This window comes from Pseudoalteromonas sp. CR1 (genome assembly GCF_019392235.1).
In the GTDB taxonomy this organism is placed as follows: Bacteria; Pseudomonadota; Gammaproteobacteria; order Enterobacterales; family Alteromonadaceae; genus Pseudoalteromonas.
Genome location: NZ_JAHXRM010000001.1, coordinates 211,696 through 232,989, shown reverse-complemented (window position 1 = coordinate 232,989; position 21,294 = coordinate 211,696). Strand labels below are relative to the sequence as shown.

The following is a 21,294-nucleotide window of genomic DNA, read 5'->3' as shown; positions in this document are numbered from 1 at the left end:
ACTCCATCGAACGCTAAAGTTAGTTACTCGCCGTTTGGCCATTTACAGATGTTAGTGAACGGGTAGTCAGCGTTACTCGACGGTCAAAAAAGTTATCTTCTAGGGTATTACTGTTTGCCAGTGTGTGTTGCTCACCAAAGGCTTGCGCGCTTAAACGTGTGTGGCTAACGCCGTGTTTTATTAAATAACTTTGCACTGCATTTACACGCTTTTTAGAGAGCAGAAGGTTGTCTTGCTCATCGCCTCGTTGGTCGGCAAAGCCACTTAAATCAAGGGCTAATTGCGGCTGGTTGTTTAAAATTACAATTAACTGGTCAAGCTGTTTAGCAAAGTGGGGGGCTATAGCGCTTGAACCCGTTTTAAATTGAACGGTCATCGCGAGCAGGTTATTAATTTGAGATTGTGTTAACTGCTCATTTTGCTGTGCAAGGACCTCTAACTGCTGCTCTAACAGATTGTTATGATTAAGCACATGTTGGTAATCTTTAGTTTTTTGTTTCATTACTGCCAAGGCGCGTTGCTGCTCGTTAATTTTGTTGTCAGCAACCTTTGCATCCCCTATTAATCCACCAGCAAATGCGCCTATAAATGCGCCAATTGGTCCACCAACCACACCCCCAACAATCGCGCCTGCACCTAAACCTATTCCAGTTTCTTGGGTTGCTTCTTTTGAGGGCGAGTGCTTAGAAGTTGCTGACAATGCCGGTGCAGAAAAACTAGCAACAAGCGTTAGCGCGATTAATGCCTTCTTCATAATATGATCCTTAAAATTGATGTTAACTTTGTGATGTTTTGTTTCGATAGATGTATTAAAACAACCTCAAGTGGCAACAAAGGGGATCAAAAATGGCAAACCGCTGAGCAATTGTGGCAAAAAAATGGCAATTGCCTTTTTAACCGTACATAGCTAAAAAACTTCGATATAGTGCGCTTTATAATAAATAGGGGTGTGTAAAATGAAAAAAATAGCCATCATTGAAGATGAAACCGCAATCCGCGAAAACTACATGGAAATGTTAGGCGCACAGGGCTATCAGGTAAGTGGTTACAGCGACCGCATAACAGCAGAAAATGCATTTAAAGACGCACTCCCCGATTTAGCCATTGTTGATATAGGCCTTGGCCACGAAATTGATGGCGGTTTTTTACTATGCCAAACCCTGCGTACTTTATCTAAAACGCTCCCTATTATTTTTTTAACCGCACGCGATAGCGAAATAGACACAGTTTGCGGCCTGCGTATGGGCGCCGACGACTACCTAACAAAAGACATTAGCTTGGCTCATTTAGCTGCCCGAATAGGCGCATTGTTTCGCAGAATGGAAGCTCTTGAACAACCCGCCGATGCCAATGCACTTATAACCCGCGGGCAGCTGGTGCTCGACACGCAACGCATGCAAGTGTTTTGGCAGCAGCAATTAGTGGATTTAACCGTGACCGAGTTTTGGATGCTACATTCACTGGCGCAGCGCCCGGGCCATGTTAAAAGCCGTAACGATTTAATGAGCGATGCAAAAATATATGTGGACGACAGCACCATCACCTCCCACGTAAAACGCATTCGTAAAAAGTTTATCGCCCTTGACTCGCAGTTTGACTGTATCGATACCGTGTATGGCATGGGTTATAGGTGGGAGCAACATTAATGCTTAGATTTGGCCTGCGCAGTAAGTTTATTGTGCTTTCTTGTTTTTTATTTTTACTGCCATGGCTAGGTTACGAATACGTGTGGGAAATGGAAAAGTTTTTACGCCAAGGCCAAGAAAAAACCCTCGTAGGCACAACGCGTGCACTTGCCACAGCCCTGCACGAACGTCCTGCTTTATTTGACGAGCAAACCAACTTTTTAGACCAAGTAATAAAAGGCCGCGATTTATACGCCTACAACCTAAAAAACCCTATTCAACTTGATGGCAAACTAACCGACTGGGAACCCTACAAAGCGTTGTTCTGGCATTACGATAAACGCTATTTACAAAAGACCAATAAAAACCACCAAGCCAGCGATTTATCGTTCGACCACATGGTAGGTAAATTTGATAACTACTTATACGCCGTTTTTAATGTGACCGACAACACACTTATTTATCGTGCTAAAAACAGCTTAAGCATCACTAATAACGACCATTTAAAAATTGGTTTAAAAACCCCTGATGGCCAGTTTAATACGTATATCATAGCCCCTAGGCAAGACGGCTGGGTTAATGCATTTAATGCAAACACCAAAGCGCCATTTACAAAAATTCAGGGCTATTTTAAACGCACCCAAACAGGTTACACCGTTGAACTGCGCTTTCCGTTAGCCATGCTAGGAAATAAACTGGGCTTTGCTATTGTAGATACCGATAGCTTAAACGAGTTACCTAACGTTATGTCGACCTCTAACTTAAATAACCCAAGCGATTTAGGCTCGGTGCTTGTGCCTTCACCAGAAATTAGCCGAATTTTAAAAGGAATGGGCCACAGCGGCAGCCGTATATGGGTGGTAGACAATCACCACCGCGTGCTTGCACAATCGGGCACCATTCAAAACGCTGATGGTGTATGGGCAGATGGCCTTAAAAATCAGCCGCCTCAAAATGCATGGCAACGTTTTGAGCAAACCTATTTGCACCCACTTTATTATAAAATTTTAACCCGCCCTGAAAACGAATTTATAGATACCCTACACGACGTAGCATCTATGCAAGGCAGTCATTTAGCCAATGCACTAAAAGGCCAACCTGCATCATCTTGGCGGCTCACCCCCGATAGCAAAGCCGTTATTTTATCAGCGGCCTACCCTATTTGGATTGAAGACAACGTTATTGGTGCAGTAATAGCAGAAGAAACCACCAACGGCGTGCGCACGCTTCGTAATAAATCGCTCGAAAAGTTATTTAACGTTATTTTAGCCGTGATGCTAATAGGGACTGTGACTTTATTCTTTTTTGCATCACGAATATCGAGCCGCATCAGGCGCCTTCGCGATACCGCAGAGCAAGCAATAGATGCACAAGGGCGTGTTACAGGCAGTATTAGTTACAGTGATTCTAATGATGAAATTGGCGACCTGTCGCGTAGCTTTGCAAATATTGTAAGCCGATTGGGCGGCTATACCGACTATTTAGAAAATATGTCGTCGCGTTTATCTCACGAACTACGTACGCCAGTTGCGGTAGTGCGTTCTTCTCTTGAAAACTTACAAAGTTTGGAGCAAACCGAGCTTAGTCAAAAATACCTCGATCGCGCCAGTGAAGGCGTAGAGCGCCTAGGTAAAATAATTACCACCATGAGTGAGGCTACTCGCCTTGAGCAAAGCATTCAAAGCAATGACCCCGAACCATTTGACCTACGCTCTGTTATTAACGGCTGTATGCAAGGGTATTTACTCACTTACCCTAAGCAATTATTTACGCTTGATATATGCCCAAATTCATTACCTATGCAAGGCGCACCAGAGTTTATAGCGCAGCTGCTTGATAAGCTCATTAATAACGCTTTGGAATTTAGTGAAGCTAACACAGCAATTGAAGTCAACCTGAAGCAAAGCGAAAACAAAGCAACATTAACGGTAAGTAATACAGGTACTTTATTGCCTGAAGGGTTGAGCGAGCATATATTTGATTCTATGGTATCAGTGCGCAGCCAGCACATGCAGCAACAACCGCATTTAGGCTTAGGACTTTATATTGTAAGGCTAGTGTGCGATTACCATAAAGGCAGTGTAAGTGCGCAAAATAATACACAAAATAATGGGGTCACTTTTACAGTAAGTTTGCCGTTAGCAAATTAGTTGAATGATTTTTAGTCTTCATTAGTTTTAACCTGCTCTAGCAGGGGGAACTAATAAGACTCAATTAAACCAAAGAGCTTAATACCAGCTGATTACAAATCATTAGTAAAACGACTAGCAAAGCAGAAAAATAGTGGGTAAACGGGCATAAAAACATAAACGTTATGCTCTGAAGTTTAATACCAGTGCTAGTTACTGACTTTTAAAGTTAAGTAAATATAACCAATATATAAAATTACAAATACATACCCTACAGATATCAAACCATTAAGGCCCCAAACACCATACCAAAACTTACCATAAAAATAAGTACTCTTTCTTAACTTGGTATTAAATAGTGCGATAGATGAAGGAATTAACAACAAGGCTGAAAAACCAAAAAGTGGCGCTACAAAAAACATTAAAAACAAGCCAATAGCACCTTCTGCTGAAGCGCTACTGTCAGGCGAAAGCGGAGCTAAGGCCCAAAACAAACACAAAAATGACACTATTGATGTCAATAAACCTAAAAATTGAATTGAACGCATACCTTCCTTGTTATTACACCTTTATCAATCTTATGTCTTTAATCATATTCACGGACATTTTTGCCCACAAGAGAATACCAATAAAACCTAAACCAAGTAACAAGTAGTGCTTAATGTTGCTTAACCCATCAGCATACATAAAGATAATAAAACTGTACCCAAATAAAAACACCGCAAATAATGGGATGGTAATTATTGCAGCAAATATTCTAAATTTACGTGATTGGCGAACCATAGTATTTCCTAATTTTTATATGTAAAATTGGCTTAAAATGGTTGGCTAAAATGAAGCGAGGCGAACAGCCCGCTGATATTTAGCCTTTGTTAAATTACTCTTTATATTTTTGTTATTTCAATTCAAAGACAATTTTTTATATTTTTGTTAAGAGAATCTTTTTCAAATGCTATAGAAACCATTGAAAGTTTCACCACCAGCTTTTCTCCCTTAAATAGAGCTAAGTCGGTTCCTATCTCAGCACCATCAATATCGGAAAGTAAAATAGTTTCATCAATTTTTTTCCAGCCCGATAACCCTTTGAGTAAGATTAATTTACTGTCTATTTTGATTTCGTATTGACGAAAACTGGTTACCATCCACCAAGCAAAAGTAGATGTTGTAAACAAAGCTAGAATTAGCGCCAAGAGTTGTTCAATTAGCGATAACGAAATATTGTTCTCACTAACTAATAAAAGAGCACCTGCGTAAATCAGAAAGAATCCGATAAAGTTAAATAGTAGTAAAAATATCGATTTAAAAATAATTTGAAAAACTGAACTACGGATAACAGACATAGACTCTCTATTAATTTTACGCCCTAATAATGGGCAAAAAATTGTTGGCTAAAATGTTCAGGAACGAAAACAACCAACTGTTTTTTTTCCTTATTTATTAGCTTTTTAGGCATATTTAATACTCAACATACTTTACAATATTGTTTATAAATAAACCCGTATTTTCAACAGAAAGATGTAATATCCAACGGATATGTGGGCTTTCTTTAGATGATACAAAAATACTAAATGGATCGTTAATACTTGAACCTACGCTATTAACAACAAACTTTGAATTAGGAACTGCATTTATAAACTCCTTACAGTCCGAACAAAACCATAAAGAGTAAAATGGAATTCGGTTAATTAATTCAAATTCATTGGCGTTTAATTTTGATATGAAGTTCGTTAAATTATCAAAAAACAGATCTTTATTATATTCACTAGGAAGGTAATACAGTGACACATATTCATTTTCATTTATTCGAGGGCAAGCATTACCAATTACAGATGACCAAAGATATTTATCAGTTGAATCCTCTTTTCCTAAGGCATACTTTGTAATTTGACAGTTCCCGCGTGGGGTTTTGATCGGAGCAGATACGACTAGTGCAACATTGTGAAGAGTTAATTTTTTCTTTTCAGAAGTAGGACAGTAAAATATTGCATCAATATCTTCTTTAATAGGGACATTTAAGAAGAGTATATCTTCTTTTCCCGTAATATATTTACAGTGTGATACAGAGATTGTTTCAGCATACAATTTACTAGCAAAACTAGTAATCAGAACGACAAAGAAAATAAGTGTTTTACGATTTAAAATTGTGAACTTCCTCTAGAACCAAACACCTCAACTGAATATATGCCTAACAACTTTGTATTCGACATATGCCGCTTTATAAGCCGGCACATGTCCAAATATTACAATCAATCTAATGTAGCCAGCTAGTAAGCGCATGTAAACAAATAGTTATATCGCATTTAAATATTCTAAATGTAAAAGTGCCCTAAAATGGTAGAGTTCAGTAATATTGAACAAAAAAGTAATGCGCTAATAAACAGTGAGGAAATAAACAGTCACCTTTCTTTGTAACTATTCACTTTTAATTCAGTCGCGTTCACATACTCTGGGGCTATATTAACACATTAAGCAGTAGGATTTGCCGTGACCCCATCACTTGAACGAGAAGAGCTCGACTTTATTTTTAGTTTATATAAATCAGATAAAAATGCTGAGCCTGAGGCAACTAAACCACAGCACACGCAAGTAAACGACCTTTAAAAAGTACCGCGCCTTGAGGTGCAAGGCATATCGCGGTACTTAATTTAATCTACACAAATTAATTTGCTGTACTTGGCTCACCGCTTAAAAACGCTTTAATACAGTTTATTTCTGCCAGCTTTACCGCTTCGCCTATTGCTGGGCCTTTTTTGCCACTTTTAAGTGCCTGTTGCACTATGTGCTTTTTATCCATTTGCTGTAATTTACTATGAATGGCGCGCAACTTAATTGCCTGCGGGTAAGGCTTATTAACCAGTGTTTCCCCGCGCCCTTGCGCATCACATTGGCAGGCTTGGGTAAAGGCTAAAAAGCGCTCAGGGTGCACCAACCCATTTAAATTAGTGACAATTAATTTATGAATAGTTTGCGGCCTAAGCTGATCAATCGTATGGCATAAAGTGTGGTTATCGCTGGTAAGCATGCCAATATCACGAAAGCGATTAGGCACTTTTAAACGATTACAAAATGACTCTACTACCGCTACACCTTCGCGTTCATGACCGCGTAAATTGCCGCGTATTTTATAGCTAAGGGCTTTACCAAAATCGTGTGTAAGCGCAGCAAAGCGGGTTTCTAAATTAAAATTTAAGTCGGCCGCACGCCTAAGCACCAACATTGTATGCACAAATACATCGCCTTCAGGGTGATGATTGGCAGGTTGTGGTACATTTTTCATTTGTTCAATTTCTGGAAAAATGCCCAGCCCATCTAATGCTTGAAAATAAAGCTCGGGGTACTTTTCGCCAAGCGCTTTTTCGGTTTCTAGCCATACCCGTTCGGGCACTAAATGGTTAAGCTCACCTTTATTTTTAAGCTCTCGCATTAACGCATAGGTACTTGGGTGGATTTGCCAATCACTGCCATAACGTGCTAAAAATCGCGCAATGCGTAACACGCGTACCGGATCTTCTACAAATGCGTGTGTGGTGTGGCGCAGTATTTTATTTTGTAAATCGTGTTGCCCATTAAAGGGGTCAATAATTTTACCGTTTTCGTCAAGCGCCATAGAGTTTATGGTTAAGTCGCGCCTTGCTAAGTCTTCTTCGAGTGTTACGCTAGGGCTGGCGTCTACAACAAAGCCAGTATAGCCTTTACCGCTTTTTCGCTCGGTACGCCCTAATGCGTACTCTTCTTTTGTTTTGGGGTGTAAATAAACAGGAAAGTCGCTACCTATTGGTAAAAAACCAAGCGATTCCATGGTACTTGGCGTTTCGCCAATAACCACATAATCGTTATCTTTTGATGCAATGTTTAGCAGTTTGTCGCGTACTGCCCCGCCAACTAGGTAAACGTTTTTTAAGCTACTTTTCACGTTGTTTCCACACTGATTTACAAACTTCATTTATAGCAATCATATCATTAAAAGCGCTGCTGTTTGCCAAGCATATGTAAGCTCATTACAATAGCGCATCATTTTTTGTTTAAGCAATTATTCAATGAAAAATCATTCATCAAAAAAAGAACTTATGCTGCTGCCAATTTTGTTGGTCGTTATTGTTATGTGTGTAGCGGGTCACTTTTTATTGCAAGCTAATTTTCAAGACAGCAGCATGGTTGAATACATGTTAGCAGCTCTGCCGTTCGCTATGTTTGGCTTGGTTATTGTGGCCTTTAAGCTGGCATCGAACAGTGAAGAAGATGAGCAAAACGAACAAGAAAAATAGCAGCGTGAGATAGCTTTATTATTCAAAGTTCAGGTTACTTACTTATAAAACATGGTAACCAAACCAATCCGGTTTTATAGGCTGAGAAAGCCCGCTTGGGGTAAGCTTTATAGTTAATTGACTGTCGAGTAAATCAATTGCAAAGCAATCGTCTACGTCGTGTAAGTCGTCTTTATGAATATGGCTCAGGCCTGCGAGCAAATCGTGCTTAGCGCGCTGCTTTGCCTCTTCACGGCTGCTTGCTACATACAATGCAAAGTCGTGTTGCTCCGCCATTGAGTCGCTTCTGTAAGCGCCTAAATTTACAAAATAAAGCTGCTTATTTTGTTCAACATAATCGTCTACCACTTCTACTTTGTAGCCATCAATATTATTAACAGCCATAAAACTATCCATGTGTACGCTGTTTTTATCGCCAACCCATTGGCTTTTTAATTTGGTGTAGGTTTGCTCTATGTTTTGCCCAACAACAAACCGAATGTCGTGCATTTCTATGTGGCAACCTTGAATTCGCCCGCCTAAATACACCATAAATAACTGCATGAAGATTCCTTTAATGTTTTTTACGCCAAACTCTCAACATCAATATTGTGTTTTTTAATGAGTTTATAAAAGTCTGAACGATTACGCTTAGCAAGTTTGGCGCCTTCTGCTACGTTGCCGCCGGCCATTTTTAGCGTATTAATAACGTAATCACGTTCAAATTCTTTTTTAGCGTCGTTTAATGAGAGTGGCTCTACGCTTTTTTCGTTACTATCGAGTGCGGCTAACACTAAATGCGCTGAAATAACCTCGCCCGGTGTTAAGGCTACCACTTGTTCAACAACATTTTGTAACTGACGAATATTTCCCGGCCAATCATAACGTACCAATGCGTGCATGGCATCATTGGCAAAGTGTTTTTCATTTTGGTTCATGCGTTTAGCGATACTTGCGCTAAAGTATTGGGCCAAGAGGCTTATATCTTCACGGCGTTCACACAGTGGTGGTAACTTTAAATTAACCACATTTAGGCGGTAGTATAAATCTTCTCTAAACTGTTGGTTTTTAATGGCTTCGGGCAAGTTTTTGTGAGTTGCCGATACAATACGCACATCAATTGGGATCTCTTCTTGAAAACCCACTGGGCGAATGGTTTTTTCTTGTAGCACACGCAGTAGCTTTACTTGTAAGTTAAGGGGCATATCGCCAATTTCATCTAAAAATAATGTACCGCCCTGCGCTTGCTGAAATAAACCTTGGTGATCTTTTACAGCACCAGTAAACGCTCCTTTTTTGTGGCCAAATAATTCAGACTCTAAAAGTTCCCCTGGTACAGCGCCGCAATTTATAGCCACAAAGGGCCCGTTACTAACTTGGCTATGCTGGTGAATAGCTTGCGCTAGTAACTCCTTACCCGTTCCACTGGCCCCCGAAATAAGCACATTAACTTGAGTAGGCCCAAGTAACTTAACTTGTTCAAGCAAGTGCAACATGGCACCACTGCGCGTTACTATATTACTTTTTGATGGAGCTTCATCGGTATTTACACCATGAATGTCTATTGCATTTGCAAGGCTATCGAATAGCTCGTCTTTATCGACCGGTTTAGTAATAAAAGCAAAAATACCTTGTTTGGTGGCTTCAACCGCATCAGGAATGGAGCCATGCGCCGTCATCATAATTACTGGTAATGCAGGGTATCGGCTTTGCAGTTGACGATGCAGCGCCATGCCGTCCATTTCATCCATTCGTAAGTCAGTAATGACGGCATCAAACACGTGGCTTTTTAAAATTTGTAGTGCTGCTAAGCCACTTTCACAAGTTGTTACTTGATAGCCTTTTGATTCAATACGAATAGCAAGTAACTTTAATAAACTTGCATCGTCATCAACTAATAACACTTTTGCTTGGTGCGGGCTATTTCTGGTCATGGTTACTGCTCCTTAGTGTCTTCGCGAAGTAATAGCTGCTGCTCTATATCTGCTAGCGACGACAGGGTTTTCTGCATTTGGTTATTAAGTGCTTGCTGCTCTTTTTGCGCGTTTATTTGTAAGGTGATTTGCTGTTTTTGCAGCCATAAATACTGTTTTATATCATCAGGCCAAAAATAGGCTAGGTCGAGTTTAAGTAACTTGGTCATTACTGTATTTGGGTCGGTACTTACGTTTAAGCACATAAATTTAAAAAATGCTTTTAGCTCATTTTCACCTTTAAATGACCGCTTTGTTGGTGGCAATGTAAAACCGCCGCATTGATTTGCATGCAGCGCTATAACCCGCTCAGCGGAGGGGTAAACAGGGGCTAATTTAGGCATTGGCTTGGGGCTAGGAGATACATTTTTAGTATTTGATATTTTAGTATCGCCCAGCGCTTGCGTGCCATCATTAAGCTCACAACCCGATACAATTAGGCTACCTGCAAGCACACATAAAATAGTGAGTATGCGCATTGTTAATTAACTCCTAAATTTTTACTGATTGGTATTTTTATTAAAAAACGGCAACCGTGTGGTTTATTTTTCTCAACACTTAATGTGCCTTGTAGCTGCTCAACCGTCTCTTTTACTATTGTTAGGCCCAAACCACTGCCTTGTAAGGTAATACTTTGCTCATGTTTACCTTGATAAAACGCACTAAAAATATGCTTTATTTCGTGCTCTTTAATGCCACAGCCATTATCGGCCACCTCCAAACACAGCTGATGTTGCTCGCATTTTAAATTTACAATCACACCTTGGTTATCATCAGAAAATTTTAAGCTATTTGAAATTAACTGAATTAGCATCATTTCTATTAGTTCATTAGGAAGCGCAAGGACAGTGCTTGAAACAGAGTTTTGCCACTGAATAAGTTGCTTTCGAGCCGTTAGACGATGCTCAAAATGACCATTAATTTTTTTAATTAAATGATTAATATTAACCTCGCTTGAGCTGTTTATTGTTGCTCTAATAGCGTTATAACTGAGTAGGCTATCTATCATCATGCGAAGGCGCACCGTAGATTGAGTTATAAGGGAAAGCACCGCTTTTTGTTCGTTATTAATAGGGCCAACAATTTCATCGGTGAGTAAATCGGTTCCTTCAACCATAGAGGCAAGTGGTGTTTTAAGTTCGTGTGTTACGTGGCGTAAAAACGTATCCTTTTGTTGCTCAAGCATATACAGCTGAGTTTGTACCCACTGTAGTTTTTCTCCGAGTTCGACTAACTCTGACGAGCCTTTTACTGCTATCTTTTGCTGCCAATCCCCCTGCCCGAGCTTATCAATAACCCTAGTAAGCCCTTTTAAGCGCAAACTTATACGCCATAAAAAGCCGCCGCCAACCAATAAAGTAAGAGGAATAAGTGCCACTAGCCAATTTATAAACGACGCTTGTAGGCTGGCTAGCTCGTTTTGGTTATGGGTTATTTGCTCTTCGTTTTTATTTTTGAGCCACACTGTGAGCTCTGTAATTGACTCGCTTATGGGTAAAAAGAGCGCTGCTTTTTGCTGTTTTTTCTCAACGAGCTGGTGTTGTGCTGTTTGCAAAATAGTTAAAAGCTGTGTCCATTGGTTTATGTAGTCTGGGTTTGCATTAATGTATTTGAGTTCATTTATGCTCTGCACAGACGATTGCCATTTATCAACAATGAGGGTGTTGAGCGCATCACTTTTTAACACCCAATTTTGCCTTGTTGCGCGTTCAAGGCTATTAAGGTCTTGCTTTAAATTAGCGAACGATTTTGTGAGCTGGTAATGGTTACTCACAATTTGCTGGGTGGTTGCTAGCTGTTTATTTAACGCATTTAAAAAAACAATAACCACAATAGAGAGTGGCAATAACGACAGCAGCATGCTTAAAGCAAACTGCCCTATTAAATTAGGGCGCCAATTAAGCATTGCATTGTAATGTTTAGCAAACGTTGCAGCCATTGCAGTAAACTCTGTAAGTAAATAACTCGCCTATTATTATCAATACCGCCTATACACATGCTGAACCATATTCATTTTAAATCGCCATAATGTTGCTAAACAGCAACAGCACAACTGATTGATTTAACTAAGATCACAAAAAATACCTTCAACCCTGTTGCTGTATTTACACAAAATTACACACAGTCAGTGTAATTTTTACCTACAAACCCAAACTAAAAAACACAACTCATTGAAAGTAAATAAAAATAAAATTTGGCACCCTTTTTGTAATGGGTGTAATAAATAAATTTAATAGGGAAATACACATGAACATTAACACTTTGGTTTTTTCAACATTACTTGCGTTGGGTTTTGTGAATACAGGCGCATACGCTATGGACGTTGACGCTACGTTTAATGAACTAGATAAGGACAGCAACGGCCTGTTAAGCGAAGCCGAGGCAAAAATGGACGCCGTGCTTAAGGAAAACTTTGCACAAATAGACACAGACCAAAATGGTCAGTTGTCGCTAAATGAATTCAGAAAATTTATTCAATAAATTAACTTCAAAAGGAATGAAATTATGAAACAACTTATTGCTGCTTTTTTATTATTATTTTTAGCTATCAGTGCAACGGTATTAGCTTCTCCTTCGGCCGTGCGATTTGCACACTTAGATACAAACATGGACGGAAGTATCTCGTTTGTTGAAGCTAAGCAAGATAAAGAGCTACTTAGACAGTTTACCGATTTAGACGAAGACAACGACGAGATGATCTCTAAAGCAGAGTTTGAAAACTTTAAGCCATAACAGATTAAGTTTTGCTTAAGCTTTTAACTTGTAAAGTGTACTAAAGCATTTGCCATAATCCCTGAGGGAATGTGTAAAAGGATTTAATGTTGGGAGTTAAATTATGGCAAGTGCTTTATCTAATTAAGCGTAATACCTCATTATTCAATACAACTTAATTAACCTTTTGGAAGGACTACCATGAAGATACGTTACTTTGTAACCACCATAGCGTTGCTTTTAAGTTTTAATGCTTCTGCACTTGATGTAAAACAGCGCTTTGATCACCTCGATACTGATAAAAACGGTTACCTTACTCATAACGAACTAGAACGCCAGCCCCAGTTACTTAGCACGTTTATAATGTGGGATAAAAATCAAGATAAACAAATTTCATTAATTGAATTTAAAAATTACCTTACTAACAATCTTTACTGAGTACTTTAATGAATCCCATACACTTTTTTATTTTATGCGCTCTACTGGTATTTAGCGCATCAAGTTTTGCCATCAGTGACAGCATTAATAACCAATTTAAAAAAATAGACAGAAATAAAGACGGATTTTTAACTCGCTCTGAAGCCTCAATAGACCCAGCCTTGTGGTCTAAATTTGTAAGTTACGACCAAGATAAAGACGGCCGGCTAACACTGAGCGAATACCATTTATATGCCAGCAAGTAGCACAAATTTAATTAACCTTTTTAACCTAACGTTTTAGGCAATTAATTTAATAGCTAAGCAGCTAGCTTAGCTTTAACTGTCTATTTTACGAGCTTATCGCATCCTATTGGTATTCTAAAAAAGAGTTTGCTAGTGTTATTGCACTAAAAATAACAAATCAGTGCACTATGTTACTCAAAAAATTACTTAAACCACTTATACTTGCCAGTCTCTGTGCAGGATCTAGCTTTGCGATTGCGCAAACCAAAGTTATTTATAATGCCAATGGTTATACTCCGCTTCATAAAGGCAAAATGCAAAAAGGCGAGCTTCAACAATTTAGCACTTTGGTTATAAAAGATGGCAAGGTTGTTAAAGTAGGCGGCGACATACTCAAAGAAAGCTTTCCAGATGCCAAGCTAATAGACGCGAAAGGCAACACATTACTACCCGGCTTAATTGATGCCCATGGCCATGTTATTGGGCTAGGCGATAACTTATCGCAGTTAGATGTACGCGGTGCGAAGTCGGTTGATGACGTTACAAATAAATTAAAGCAATTTGCGCAAGGCAAACAAGGTTGGATCATCGGCCGTGGCTGGAACCAAGAGTTATGGCCAGATACACGTTTCCCTAGCGCTAAAGATTTAGACAAAGTGGTAAGCGATCGTCCGGTTGTTCTATCTCGTGTTGATAGCCATGCAATTTGGGTTAACTCAAAAGCGCTTGAACTTGCAGGCATTAACGCCGACACAAAATCGCCAAAAGGCGGTGAGGTAGTTAAAGATGAATTTGGTAACCCTACCGGTATTTTTGTTGATAAAGCTGAATCGTTAATTGTTCAGCACTTGCCAGCCCCTTCAAAACAAGATATTAGCAACTCACTCGATGCCGCAGGTAAGCATTTATTAAGTTTAGGTATTACCTCTACTCACGATGCAGGGATAGATAAAGCCACATGGGAAGTTTACAAAGAGCGCGGTGAACAAGGCAATTTACCTTTACGTATTGTGGCAATGCTAAGCGGTGCTAGCCCAGACTTACCGGCTATGCTAAAAGCCGGGCCATATCACGATAACTACGACTTTATGGAAATTCGTAGTGTAAAAGTATATGCCGATGGTGCATTAGGCTCGCGTGGCGCAGCGCTTATTGAAGATTATGCCGACCGTGCTGGCCATCATGGGTTAATGCTTGAAACCCAAGAGAAACTCGAAGCTTTATTTACGCAAAGCTTTAAAAATGGCTTTACCGCCAACACCCATGCCATTGGTGACAAAGCCAATCGTGTGGTTTTAGACGCTTACGAAAATGTGTTTAAAAAAACAGGCGGTATTTTGCTGCGCAACCGAATTGAGCACGCACAAATAGTAACGCCAGACGATATACCTCGATTTAAAGCACTAAAAATTATTCCATCTATGCAACCTGTGCATGCAACATCTGACATGCATATGGCAGAGCAACGCCTAACTGAAAAGCAACTTAGCTTTGCGTACGCATGGCAAACATTTTTACAACAAGGTTCAGTGGTTGCTGCGGGCTCTGATTACCCTGTAGAGCTTGCAAATCCATTTGATGGTTTATATTCAGCAATAACGCGAATGGATCATAACAAACTGCCTGAAAACGGCTGGCGTCCAAGCGAAATATTAAGCCGCGAAGATGCACTACGTGCATTTACACTGGGCGGTGCTTATGCGGCGCATCAAGAGTTTAAAATAGGAAGCCTAGAACAAGGTAAATGGGCCGACTTTATTTTAGTGGATAAAGATTATTTTAAAGTACCCGTTGAAGATATTTACAAAACTCAAGTACTACAAACATGGATTGCCGGTATGAAGCGATTCGATAACAAAGAGAGCGCAGCTAAATAAACAAAAAAAGGGTTAACGCAAGTTAACCCTTTTTTAATACAAACCATGTCATTTAGCTTTTTGGCTGCTGTGCCTCTGGCTGATCAACTTTTGGCTGGCGATATAATTTTACAATGTGATACAAGTTAACCAATGCCAGTAGCGCGTTGGTAAAAACAACAGGAACAGCACCAATAGCTACGCCATAAGCCGTAAACACAATACACCCTAACATGTTGTACCAACGAAGCTTTACTACATCGGTCATAGTGAGTGATGCAACCAATAAAGCTGACGCAATATAGCCTAAATATTCCCAACTCAATTGTTCTCTCCTAACCTTTGGGTTAGCATTATACTAATGCTACATTATTACAGTTGTAAGTATTGCAAAGTAATAGCACTTTGCTTAATTATGAGCGTTATTTAGAGTTTGAAAATAATTGGCTAGTAAGAGAGTAGCTCTCTTATATTAATAATTAAGCGAAGTGACATACGTAAATAAAAAGCTAACTTGCTTAAAAACCTGAAAAAGTTTGCCGGCAAAAAAACCAACAAATTCTTAAATCATTACACGGGAAATGAAGGTAAAATAATACCCATAGCAAAGCTAAAAGTATTAGTAGCAAGTTAGCGTAAATTCTTAATGTGTTAATGCTACCGTCATTAAAACATAATAAATAGGACAAATGTCCGAAGAGCATATTGATGTTTCAATACCATTTTTCTAGTTATCTTGTTGAACAGTTACTCACCTTTGCCGGTAGTAGTTATCAACAATCAAAAAAAGAAGTGCTGATCCATCAAGATCAGCCTTTAAGCAAGCTTGTGCTTGTGCGCAGCGGCACTGTGTCATTTAGTTATGACGTAGGAAACGGACGACGCCTGCTGCTAGGACAACTCGATTGTAATAATACCCTGATAGGCGAAATAGAAGCGCTCAACAACAATCCGTGTATTTATACGGTAACCTGCTTTAGCGATGTAACTTACAACCTGATTGAATTAAGACACTGGCGTGCATTATTGCTCGAAAAACCAGAGCTTAGCTTATACACGGCACAAACGATTGCTGCTAAGTTTCAAGAAAACCAAAAAATCAACTTAGATAAGTTATTACTGCCACTTAGCTATAACATAGCCAAAGACTGCTTACTGAGAGCCGAGAACAACAACCCTACACTGCTTAGAGCCTACCCAACTGTTAACGCTGAGGCTGAACGCTTTGCAACCACTGAGCGAGCTTACAGGCGTGTTGTGACAGAATTAGTCGAAAAGGGCTTAGTGCAAAGAAGCACAACAGGTTTACAAGCGGTCGATATTCCAATGCTTAGTGAATATGTAGATAGCTTTGCGCAGCTTTAAACACGCAATAAAAAAGGCCAATTAAGGCCTTTTTTATTGCCCTAAAAACGAATAATCAGTTCATAAGGCTAAATGTATATTTAATGTGCTAGGTGTATTAGTCTTCTAGTAAAATGTCGTGAATTTTTACTAAGTCAGATTTACCTTCAATAATTTCATCCGGTGTTAAACCCGATAACTCATGCGGGAATACTAACCACTCTTCCGACTCATGAATGTAGTAGTCAGGTACGGTATCTACTTTTGAATTTTTTGGTTTGTAGTATGGACAAGCAATTCGAATATCGCGCGGTAAGTTTAAGCGCATTAGCTCTGAAAGCTTTTCTTTTAGTGCAACAATACTGCGTCCTGAGTCAAATACATCGTCAACAATAAGCAGTGAATCACCCGCATTGGCGTTTTCTACAATGTAATGTAAACCATGTACTTTAATTTCTTTTGATTGTTGGCCAATACCGTAATAAGACGATGTACGCACTGCAATATGGTCAGTTTCAATGCCTTTGTAATCGTAATATTCTTGAACCGCAATACCAATCGGTGCACCACCTCGCCAAATACCTATAATAAAATCAGGACGAAAGCCGTCTTTGTATACTTGTGCCGCTACGCGGAATGAATCTTCAAGTAACTGTTGAGCTGTGATATAGCACTTATCTGACATAGTTAGAAACCCCAGTGGTGGATATAATATTTGAGTGTAGTTTAGAGTAAAACCAAATTAGTCACTCAAACAGGTATTGGCGAGGGATTTTACCGTAAATTAAATAAAATTGCTCGCTTGTGGATCAAAAAAGGCACCAAACGGTGCCTAATTTCTCTGAATAACGTATTTTTTAGCGTTACGCTTTTTCAAGCAACGTACGAGCAACTGTACGCATACCCTGTGTTGTTGCGCCGGCAGCCCACTGGCTTGTGCTACCCATATTAAATGCAGCCGCTAAGTCAATGTGTACCCAACCTTTGCCATCGTTTGGTACAAAGCGTGATAAGAAGCCAGCAGCATTTGATGCACCGCCATAGCCGCCACCTTTTTGTGCGCGGCTATTAGCCGTGTCAGCATAAGGTGATGGACAGTTTTGTTGGTGCCACTTTTCAAGTGGTAATGGCCAAGCGGCTTCCATTTCTTGAGAAGCAAAGCCTTCAACTTCGCGTGCCAGCTCTTTATCAAGTGCAAACAGCGCATTGTATTCTTGGCCAACAGCAACCAACGCTGCACCTGTTAATGTTGCTGCGTCAATAATTAAAGGTGCGCCCGTTTCGCCGGCAGCCATTAGACCATCGGCAAGCACTAAACGCCCTTCTGCATCGGTGTTTACAATTTCAACGGTTGTGCCATTTTTGTAAGTAAGAATGTCGCCTAATTTGTAAGCGTGGCCAGAAATTAAGTTCTCAGCACAGCATAAAAATAATTTAATACGCTTTTCAATACCACGATTAATAGCAAGTGCTAAACCAGCTGTTACTGTTGCAGCACCGCCCATATCACACTTCATCCCTAGCATGCCTTCGCTTGACTTAATTGAATAACCGCCCGAATCAAACGTAATACCTTTACCCACAAGGGCTGCACTGACTGGTGCGTTATCGTCGCCTGTAGGGTTGTAATCAAGCTCTAACAATACCGGTGGGCGAACACTCCCACGACCAACAGCATGAATACCAATCCATTGTTGCTCTAATAACGCATCGCCTTTAATTATTTGGTAGCTTACGTGCTCAGGGGCCAGTGATTGAATAAACTCAGCGGCTTTTTCTGCAAGGCTTTCAGGGTAAATATCGTCTGCAGTGCCGTTAACCATTTCACGCGCCCACGTTGCTGAGCTTTTTAAATGCGCAAGTTCTTGCAGATCAGATTGTGCGTTATCAACAAACTCAACACCGTTTAATAGTTTAGGTGTGACAAAACCTTGATAAAAAGCCCATTGGCTTTCTGTGCACCATGTATCGCCCGCAAGTTCAACGTGTTTAACGCCTTGATTGGCAATAGTACGCGCTGCTTTTTGAACATTTTTTAATGTTTCTTGCTCAGATAAATGAACGGTTGCACCACGTTCGTTAAATGACAACGTTGCGCTTTCGCCCCAATGACTCGGTGCTGCGTGTTCGCTTAGTTGAACAACAAATTTTTCACTCATGTTAGAATATCCTTGCACTTAAATGTGCTGTTGAGTTTACTATAGTGCGCCTAAGTTCCCAACAGCTTGAGATAAATAACACTCATCACACTATTAACCACATTGGACATACCATGAAGTACACACCAGCATTGCAATCGGCCACATTAATTAAACGCTACAAGCGGTTTTTGGCTGATTTAAAACTCGGTGATGGCGCTAAGTTTACCGCGCATTGTGCTAACACTGGAAAAATGACAGGCTGCGCTGAGCCAGGCTTTACTGCTTTTTATTCAACAAGCGATAACGTAAAACGAAAGTATCCACATTCATTAGAGCTGACCCAAAATGATTTAGGGCACCTTATATGTGTTAATACAGCGGTCGCTAATAAGGTGGTAGAAGAAGCAATTAATCATAATGTAATTAATGAACTAACTGGCTATGAGCAACTTCAAAGTGAAGTTAAATATGGCAGTGAAAACAGTCGCATCGACTTTTTACTCACAAGCCCAAATACTAAAAACTGCTACGTTGAAGTTAAATCAGTCACCTTGCTAAGCCAAGATGAACCGCATAGCGGCCAAGGCTATTTTCCTGATGCACAAACATTACGTGGACAAAAACACCTTCGCGAGCTCATTGAAGTGGTCGAACAAGGCCATCGCGCCGTACTACTGTTCGCTGTTTTACATGAAGGTATAAATGCAGTGAGCGCAGCAGCGCATATCGATGAAAAATACGCACAACTTTTACAAAAAGCCATTGCTAGCGGTGTTGAAGTAGTAGTGTATAAAGCACTCATTTGTGAGAATGAAGTGGTGCTTCATAAAAAAATAGCATTTATACAGTAATGTATAACCAAACAATTACATCAGGTAATTAGAACAAACAACGCGATGAAAATGATTGATGCAATAAAAATCAATTCCAGAGTTAGCCTTGTTTTTTAAAATTTTGCCCATATGTAAAGGCAAGTTTTACAAACCAGTAAGTTAGTTAATTAAGCACCATCATTAACGCACTTTTTACTCGCAAAGCATGGTTGAAGCTAATTCGTATAATTAAAAATAAATTTGCCTAGGGTATAAGTTTCTGTTATTTATACCGCCGGCTAATGCTGAGGCATTAAATTAAGGATTTAGGAGAGAGTTATGCCAGACCAAAAGAAACATGGTTTATTGGCTCAAGCCGGTTTAGAACCATACCAAGAAAAACCAGGCGAAGAGTATATGAATGAAGCACAACGTGCTCATTTCAAAACGATTTTAGAAACTTGGCGTAACGATTTACGTAACGAAGTTGATCGTACAAAGTCGCATATGCAAGACGAAGCTGCTAACTTTCCTGACCCAGTTGACCGCGCTGCACAAGAAGAAGAGTTCTCTTTAGAACTTCGCACTCGTGACCGCGAACGCAAATTAATTAAAAAAATTGAAAAAACAATTATTTTAATTAAAGAAGATGATTTTGGCTTTTGTGAGTCTTGTGGAATCGAAATTGGTATTCGCCGCTTAGAAGCGCGACCAACTGCTGATTTATGCGTAGACTGTAAAACACTTGCAGAAATTAAAGAAAAACAAGCTGGACGCGGCTAATTAACCTCATTAATTAGCATGTCACCTGCAGCCGTTACTGCGCCTATGCGCAACTATCGCGGTCGTTTTGCACCGTCTCCTTCTGGGCCTCTTCATTTTGGCTCACTTGTTGCGGCTGTAGGCAGCTACCTTGATGCAAAATCAAATAAAGGGTCTTGGCTCGTCCGTATCGAAGATATAGACACCACTCGAGTGGTAAAAGATGCCGAAACCGATATCCTAAATACCTTACAAGCCTATTGCCTCCACTGGGATGAACCGGTTGTTTATCAAACCAAACGGCTCGATTTATACCAAGACGTCGTCAGCTCACTTGAAAATCAAAAATGTGTTTATGCCTGCCAATGTAGCCGAAAAGAAATAAAAGCATTGGGTGGAATTTATCAAGGCCAGTGTAAAAATCTTGGGCACTCAACCGATTCAGGCGCACTTCGTTTAACACAATGCCATGCAACCACATATTTTAACGATCTGATTCAAGGTGATATCAGTGTTTGTAGTGAGCTGGCCCACGAAGATTACATAATAAAACGAAGTGATGGCTTATTTGCCTACCAATTAGTGGTTGTTGTTGACGATATTGATCAAGGCATAAATCGCATTGTTAGAGGCGCCGATTTAATAGAACCCACAGCACGACAAATCAGTTTATTTAAGCAGCTCAATCATCCTATCCCTGAGTTTGCCCACTTACCTTTAGCCGTTGCCAAGCCGGGCTTTAAACTATCTAAACAAAACTACGCCCCTGCAATTAGTAAAATAGAGCCAAAACCCACATTAATAAGTACCTTTGAATTTTTAGGCTTGCCAACTCATGCTGATTTAATGGATTTAACCACCGAGCAGCTAGTTGAATGGGGTGTAAATACCTTTGAGTTAAAGCAAGTACCTAAAGTTGCTGAAATACAAATTTCTCAGTAGCAAACAACTCAAGTCAACTAATTTACTAAACTGTGTAAATAAAATCGCGAAAAACAGCTTAATTTCAACACATCAACTTAATTTTTAAACCC

24 protein-coding genes are annotated in these 21,294 nt (G+C 39.8%); 12 read left to right on the top strand and 12 right to left on the bottom strand.

From position 1 onward, the window contains the following. Positions 1 to 19: 19 nt before the first annotated feature. Entirely contained in the window at positions 20 to 754 is a 735-nt protein-coding gene (gene pdsO / locus KZZ04_RS01115) for a sortase-associated OmpA-like protein PdsO (protein ID WP_219421480.1), read from the bottom strand. Positions 755 to 956: 202 nt separating this feature from the next. On the opposite strand from pdsO, the gene pdsR reads away from it, so the two are divergent. Both pdsR and pdsS read left to right on the top strand, forming a co-directional pair. Beyond that, a complete protein-coding gene (gene pdsR / locus KZZ04_RS01110; protein WP_058403074.1) occupies positions 957 to 1,646 on the top strand; it encodes a proteobacterial dedicated sortase system response regulator in 690 nt (229 codons plus the stop codon). Next, positions 1,646 to 3,775, top strand: a complete 2,130-nt coding sequence (gene pdsS, locus KZZ04_RS01105; protein ID WP_219421478.1) for a proteobacterial dedicated sortase system histidine kinase — start codon at positions 1,646 to 1,648, stop codon at positions 3,773 to 3,775. The genes pdsR and pdsS overlap by 1 nt, the downstream gene beginning before the upstream one ends. A 188-nt stretch (positions 3,776 to 3,963) precedes the next feature. Here the strand turns inward: pdsS and KZZ04_RS01100 are convergent, their stop codons facing one another. From KZZ04_RS01100 to KZZ04_RS01085, 4 genes are all read right to left on the bottom strand, one after another. Next, positions 3,964 to 4,302, bottom strand: coding sequence for a hypothetical protein (locus tag KZZ04_RS01100; protein WP_058403076.1), 339 nt, complete (start codon positions 4,300 to 4,302; stop codon positions 3,964 to 3,966). Between the two features lie 357 nt (positions 4,303 to 4,659). After that, positions 4,660 to 5,094 (bottom strand): hypothetical protein, encoded by a 435-nt coding sequence (locus KZZ04_RS01095; protein WP_219421477.1) that lies wholly within the window; start codon positions 5,092 to 5,094, stop codon positions 4,660 to 4,662. A 115-nt stretch (positions 5,095 to 5,209) separates the two neighbouring features. Further along, positions 5,210 to 5,836, bottom strand: coding sequence for a hypothetical protein (locus tag KZZ04_RS01090; protein ID WP_058403079.1), 627 nt, complete (start codon positions 5,834 to 5,836; stop codon positions 5,210 to 5,212). Between the two features lie 577 nt (positions 5,837 to 6,413). Beyond that, positions 6,414 to 7,667: a multifunctional CCA addition/repair protein gene (locus KZZ04_RS01085; RefSeq protein WP_058403080.1), complete on the bottom strand. Its 1,254-nt coding sequence runs from the start codon at positions 7,665 to 7,667 to the stop codon at positions 6,414 to 6,416. A 124-nt stretch (positions 7,668 to 7,791) separates the two neighbouring features. On the opposite strand from KZZ04_RS01085, the gene KZZ04_RS01080 reads away from it, so the two are divergent. Then, on the top strand, positions 7,792 to 8,019 hold the full coding sequence (locus KZZ04_RS01080; protein WP_219421475.1) for a hypothetical protein: 228 nt from the start codon (positions 7,792 to 7,794) through the stop codon (positions 8,017 to 8,019). 42 nt (positions 8,020 to 8,061) lie between these two features. On the opposite strand, the gene KZZ04_RS01075 is transcribed toward KZZ04_RS01080, so the two are convergent. The 4 genes from KZZ04_RS01075 to KZZ04_RS01060 are packed head-to-tail and all read right to left on the bottom strand — an operon-like array spanning position 8,062 to position 11,910. Then, on the bottom strand, positions 8,062 to 8,562 hold the full coding sequence (locus KZZ04_RS01075) for a DUF1543 domain-containing protein (RefSeq protein ID WP_219421473.1): 501 nt from the start codon (positions 8,560 to 8,562) through the stop codon (positions 8,062 to 8,064). Between the two features lie 20 nt (positions 8,563 to 8,582). Continuing rightward, positions 8,583 to 9,932, bottom strand: a complete 1,350-nt coding sequence (locus KZZ04_RS01070) for a sigma 54-interacting transcriptional regulator (protein ID WP_058403083.1) — start codon at positions 9,930 to 9,932, stop codon at positions 8,583 to 8,585. A gap of 2 nt (positions 9,933 to 9,934) precedes the next feature. Next, on the bottom strand, positions 9,935 to 10,450 hold the full coding sequence (locus KZZ04_RS01065; protein WP_058403084.1) for a hypothetical protein: 516 nt from the start codon (positions 10,448 to 10,450) through the stop codon (positions 9,935 to 9,937). Between the two features lie 2 nt (positions 10,451 to 10,452). Further along, on the bottom strand, positions 10,453 to 11,910 hold the full coding sequence (locus KZZ04_RS01060; RefSeq protein WP_138527768.1) for a sensor histidine kinase KdpD: 1,458 nt from the start codon (positions 11,908 to 11,910) through the stop codon (positions 10,453 to 10,455). A gap of 308 nt (positions 11,911 to 12,218) precedes the next feature. Here KZZ04_RS01060 and KZZ04_RS01055 point away from each other — a divergent pair, with 308 nt between their 5' ends. The 5 genes from KZZ04_RS01055 (at position 12,219) to KZZ04_RS01035 (ending at position 15,222) form a co-directional block, all read left to right on the top strand. After that, positions 12,219 to 12,452, top strand: a complete 234-nt coding sequence (locus KZZ04_RS01055; protein ID WP_219421471.1) for an EF-hand domain-containing protein — start codon at positions 12,219 to 12,221, stop codon at positions 12,450 to 12,452. A 24-nt stretch (positions 12,453 to 12,476) separates the two neighbouring features. Next, positions 12,477 to 12,704, top strand: coding sequence for a hypothetical protein (locus tag KZZ04_RS01050; protein WP_008130972.1), 228 nt, complete (start codon positions 12,477 to 12,479; stop codon positions 12,702 to 12,704). A gap of 180 nt (positions 12,705 to 12,884) precedes the next feature. Beyond that, a complete protein-coding gene (locus KZZ04_RS01045) occupies positions 12,885 to 13,121 on the top strand; it encodes an EF-hand domain-containing protein (RefSeq protein ID WP_058403088.1) in 237 nt (78 codons plus the stop codon). Positions 13,122 to 13,129: 8 nt separating this feature from the next. Continuing rightward, entirely contained in the window at positions 13,130 to 13,366 is a 237-nt protein-coding gene (locus tag KZZ04_RS01040; protein WP_058403089.1) for a calcium-binding protein, read from the top strand. 167 nt (positions 13,367 to 13,533) lie between these two features. Further along, positions 13,534 to 15,222 (top strand): amidohydrolase, encoded by a 1,689-nt coding sequence (locus tag KZZ04_RS01035; protein ID WP_219421469.1) that lies wholly within the window; start codon positions 13,534 to 13,536, stop codon positions 15,220 to 15,222. A 52-nt stretch (positions 15,223 to 15,274) separates the two neighbouring features. On the opposite strand, the gene KZZ04_RS01030 is transcribed toward KZZ04_RS01035, so the two are convergent. Then, entirely contained in the window at positions 15,275 to 15,526 is a 252-nt protein-coding gene (locus KZZ04_RS01030) for a YgjV family protein (protein WP_058403091.1), read from the bottom strand. 383 nt (positions 15,527 to 15,909) lie between these two features. Here KZZ04_RS01030 and KZZ04_RS01025 point away from each other — a divergent pair, with 383 nt between their 5' ends. Next, positions 15,910 to 16,566 carry a Crp/Fnr family transcriptional regulator gene (locus KZZ04_RS01025; RefSeq protein ID WP_008130963.1) on the top strand — a complete coding sequence of 219 codons (657 nt, stop codon included), beginning with the start codon at positions 15,910 to 15,912 and terminating at the stop codon, positions 16,564 to 16,566. Between the two features lie 97 nt (positions 16,567 to 16,663). On the opposite strand, the gene KZZ04_RS01020 is transcribed toward KZZ04_RS01025, so the two are convergent. Further along, positions 16,664 to 17,230: a phosphoribosyltransferase gene (locus KZZ04_RS01020; protein WP_006791881.1), complete on the bottom strand. Its 567-nt coding sequence runs from the start codon at positions 17,228 to 17,230 to the stop codon at positions 16,664 to 16,666. 178 nt (positions 17,231 to 17,408) lie between these two features. Then, positions 17,409 to 18,704 carry an aminopeptidase PepB gene (pepB, locus tag KZZ04_RS01015; RefSeq protein WP_138527772.1) on the bottom strand — a complete coding sequence of 432 codons (1,296 nt, stop codon included), beginning with the start codon at positions 18,702 to 18,704 and terminating at the stop codon, positions 17,409 to 17,411. A 113-nt stretch (positions 18,705 to 18,817) separates the two neighbouring features. Here pepB and sfsA point away from each other — a divergent pair, with 113 nt between their 5' ends. From sfsA to gluQRS, 3 genes are all read left to right on the top strand, one after another. Continuing rightward, the gene (sfsA, locus tag KZZ04_RS01010; RefSeq protein ID WP_219421467.1) at positions 18,818 to 19,537 is read left to right on the top strand and encodes a DNA/RNA nuclease SfsA; all 720 of its coding nucleotides are present in this window, start codon (positions 18,818 to 18,820) and stop codon (positions 19,535 to 19,537) included. A 300-nt stretch (positions 19,538 to 19,837) separates the two neighbouring features. Continuing rightward, a complete protein-coding gene (dksA, locus tag KZZ04_RS01005; protein WP_006791878.1) occupies positions 19,838 to 20,281 on the top strand; it encodes an RNA polymerase-binding protein DksA in 444 nt (147 codons plus the stop codon). Positions 20,282 to 20,299: 18 nt separating this feature from the next. Next, positions 20,300 to 21,202: a tRNA glutamyl-Q(34) synthetase GluQRS gene (gluQRS, locus tag KZZ04_RS01000; RefSeq protein WP_219421465.1), complete on the top strand. Its 903-nt coding sequence runs from the start codon at positions 20,300 to 20,302 to the stop codon at positions 21,200 to 21,202. Positions 21,203 to 21,294 lie beyond the last annotated feature (92 nt).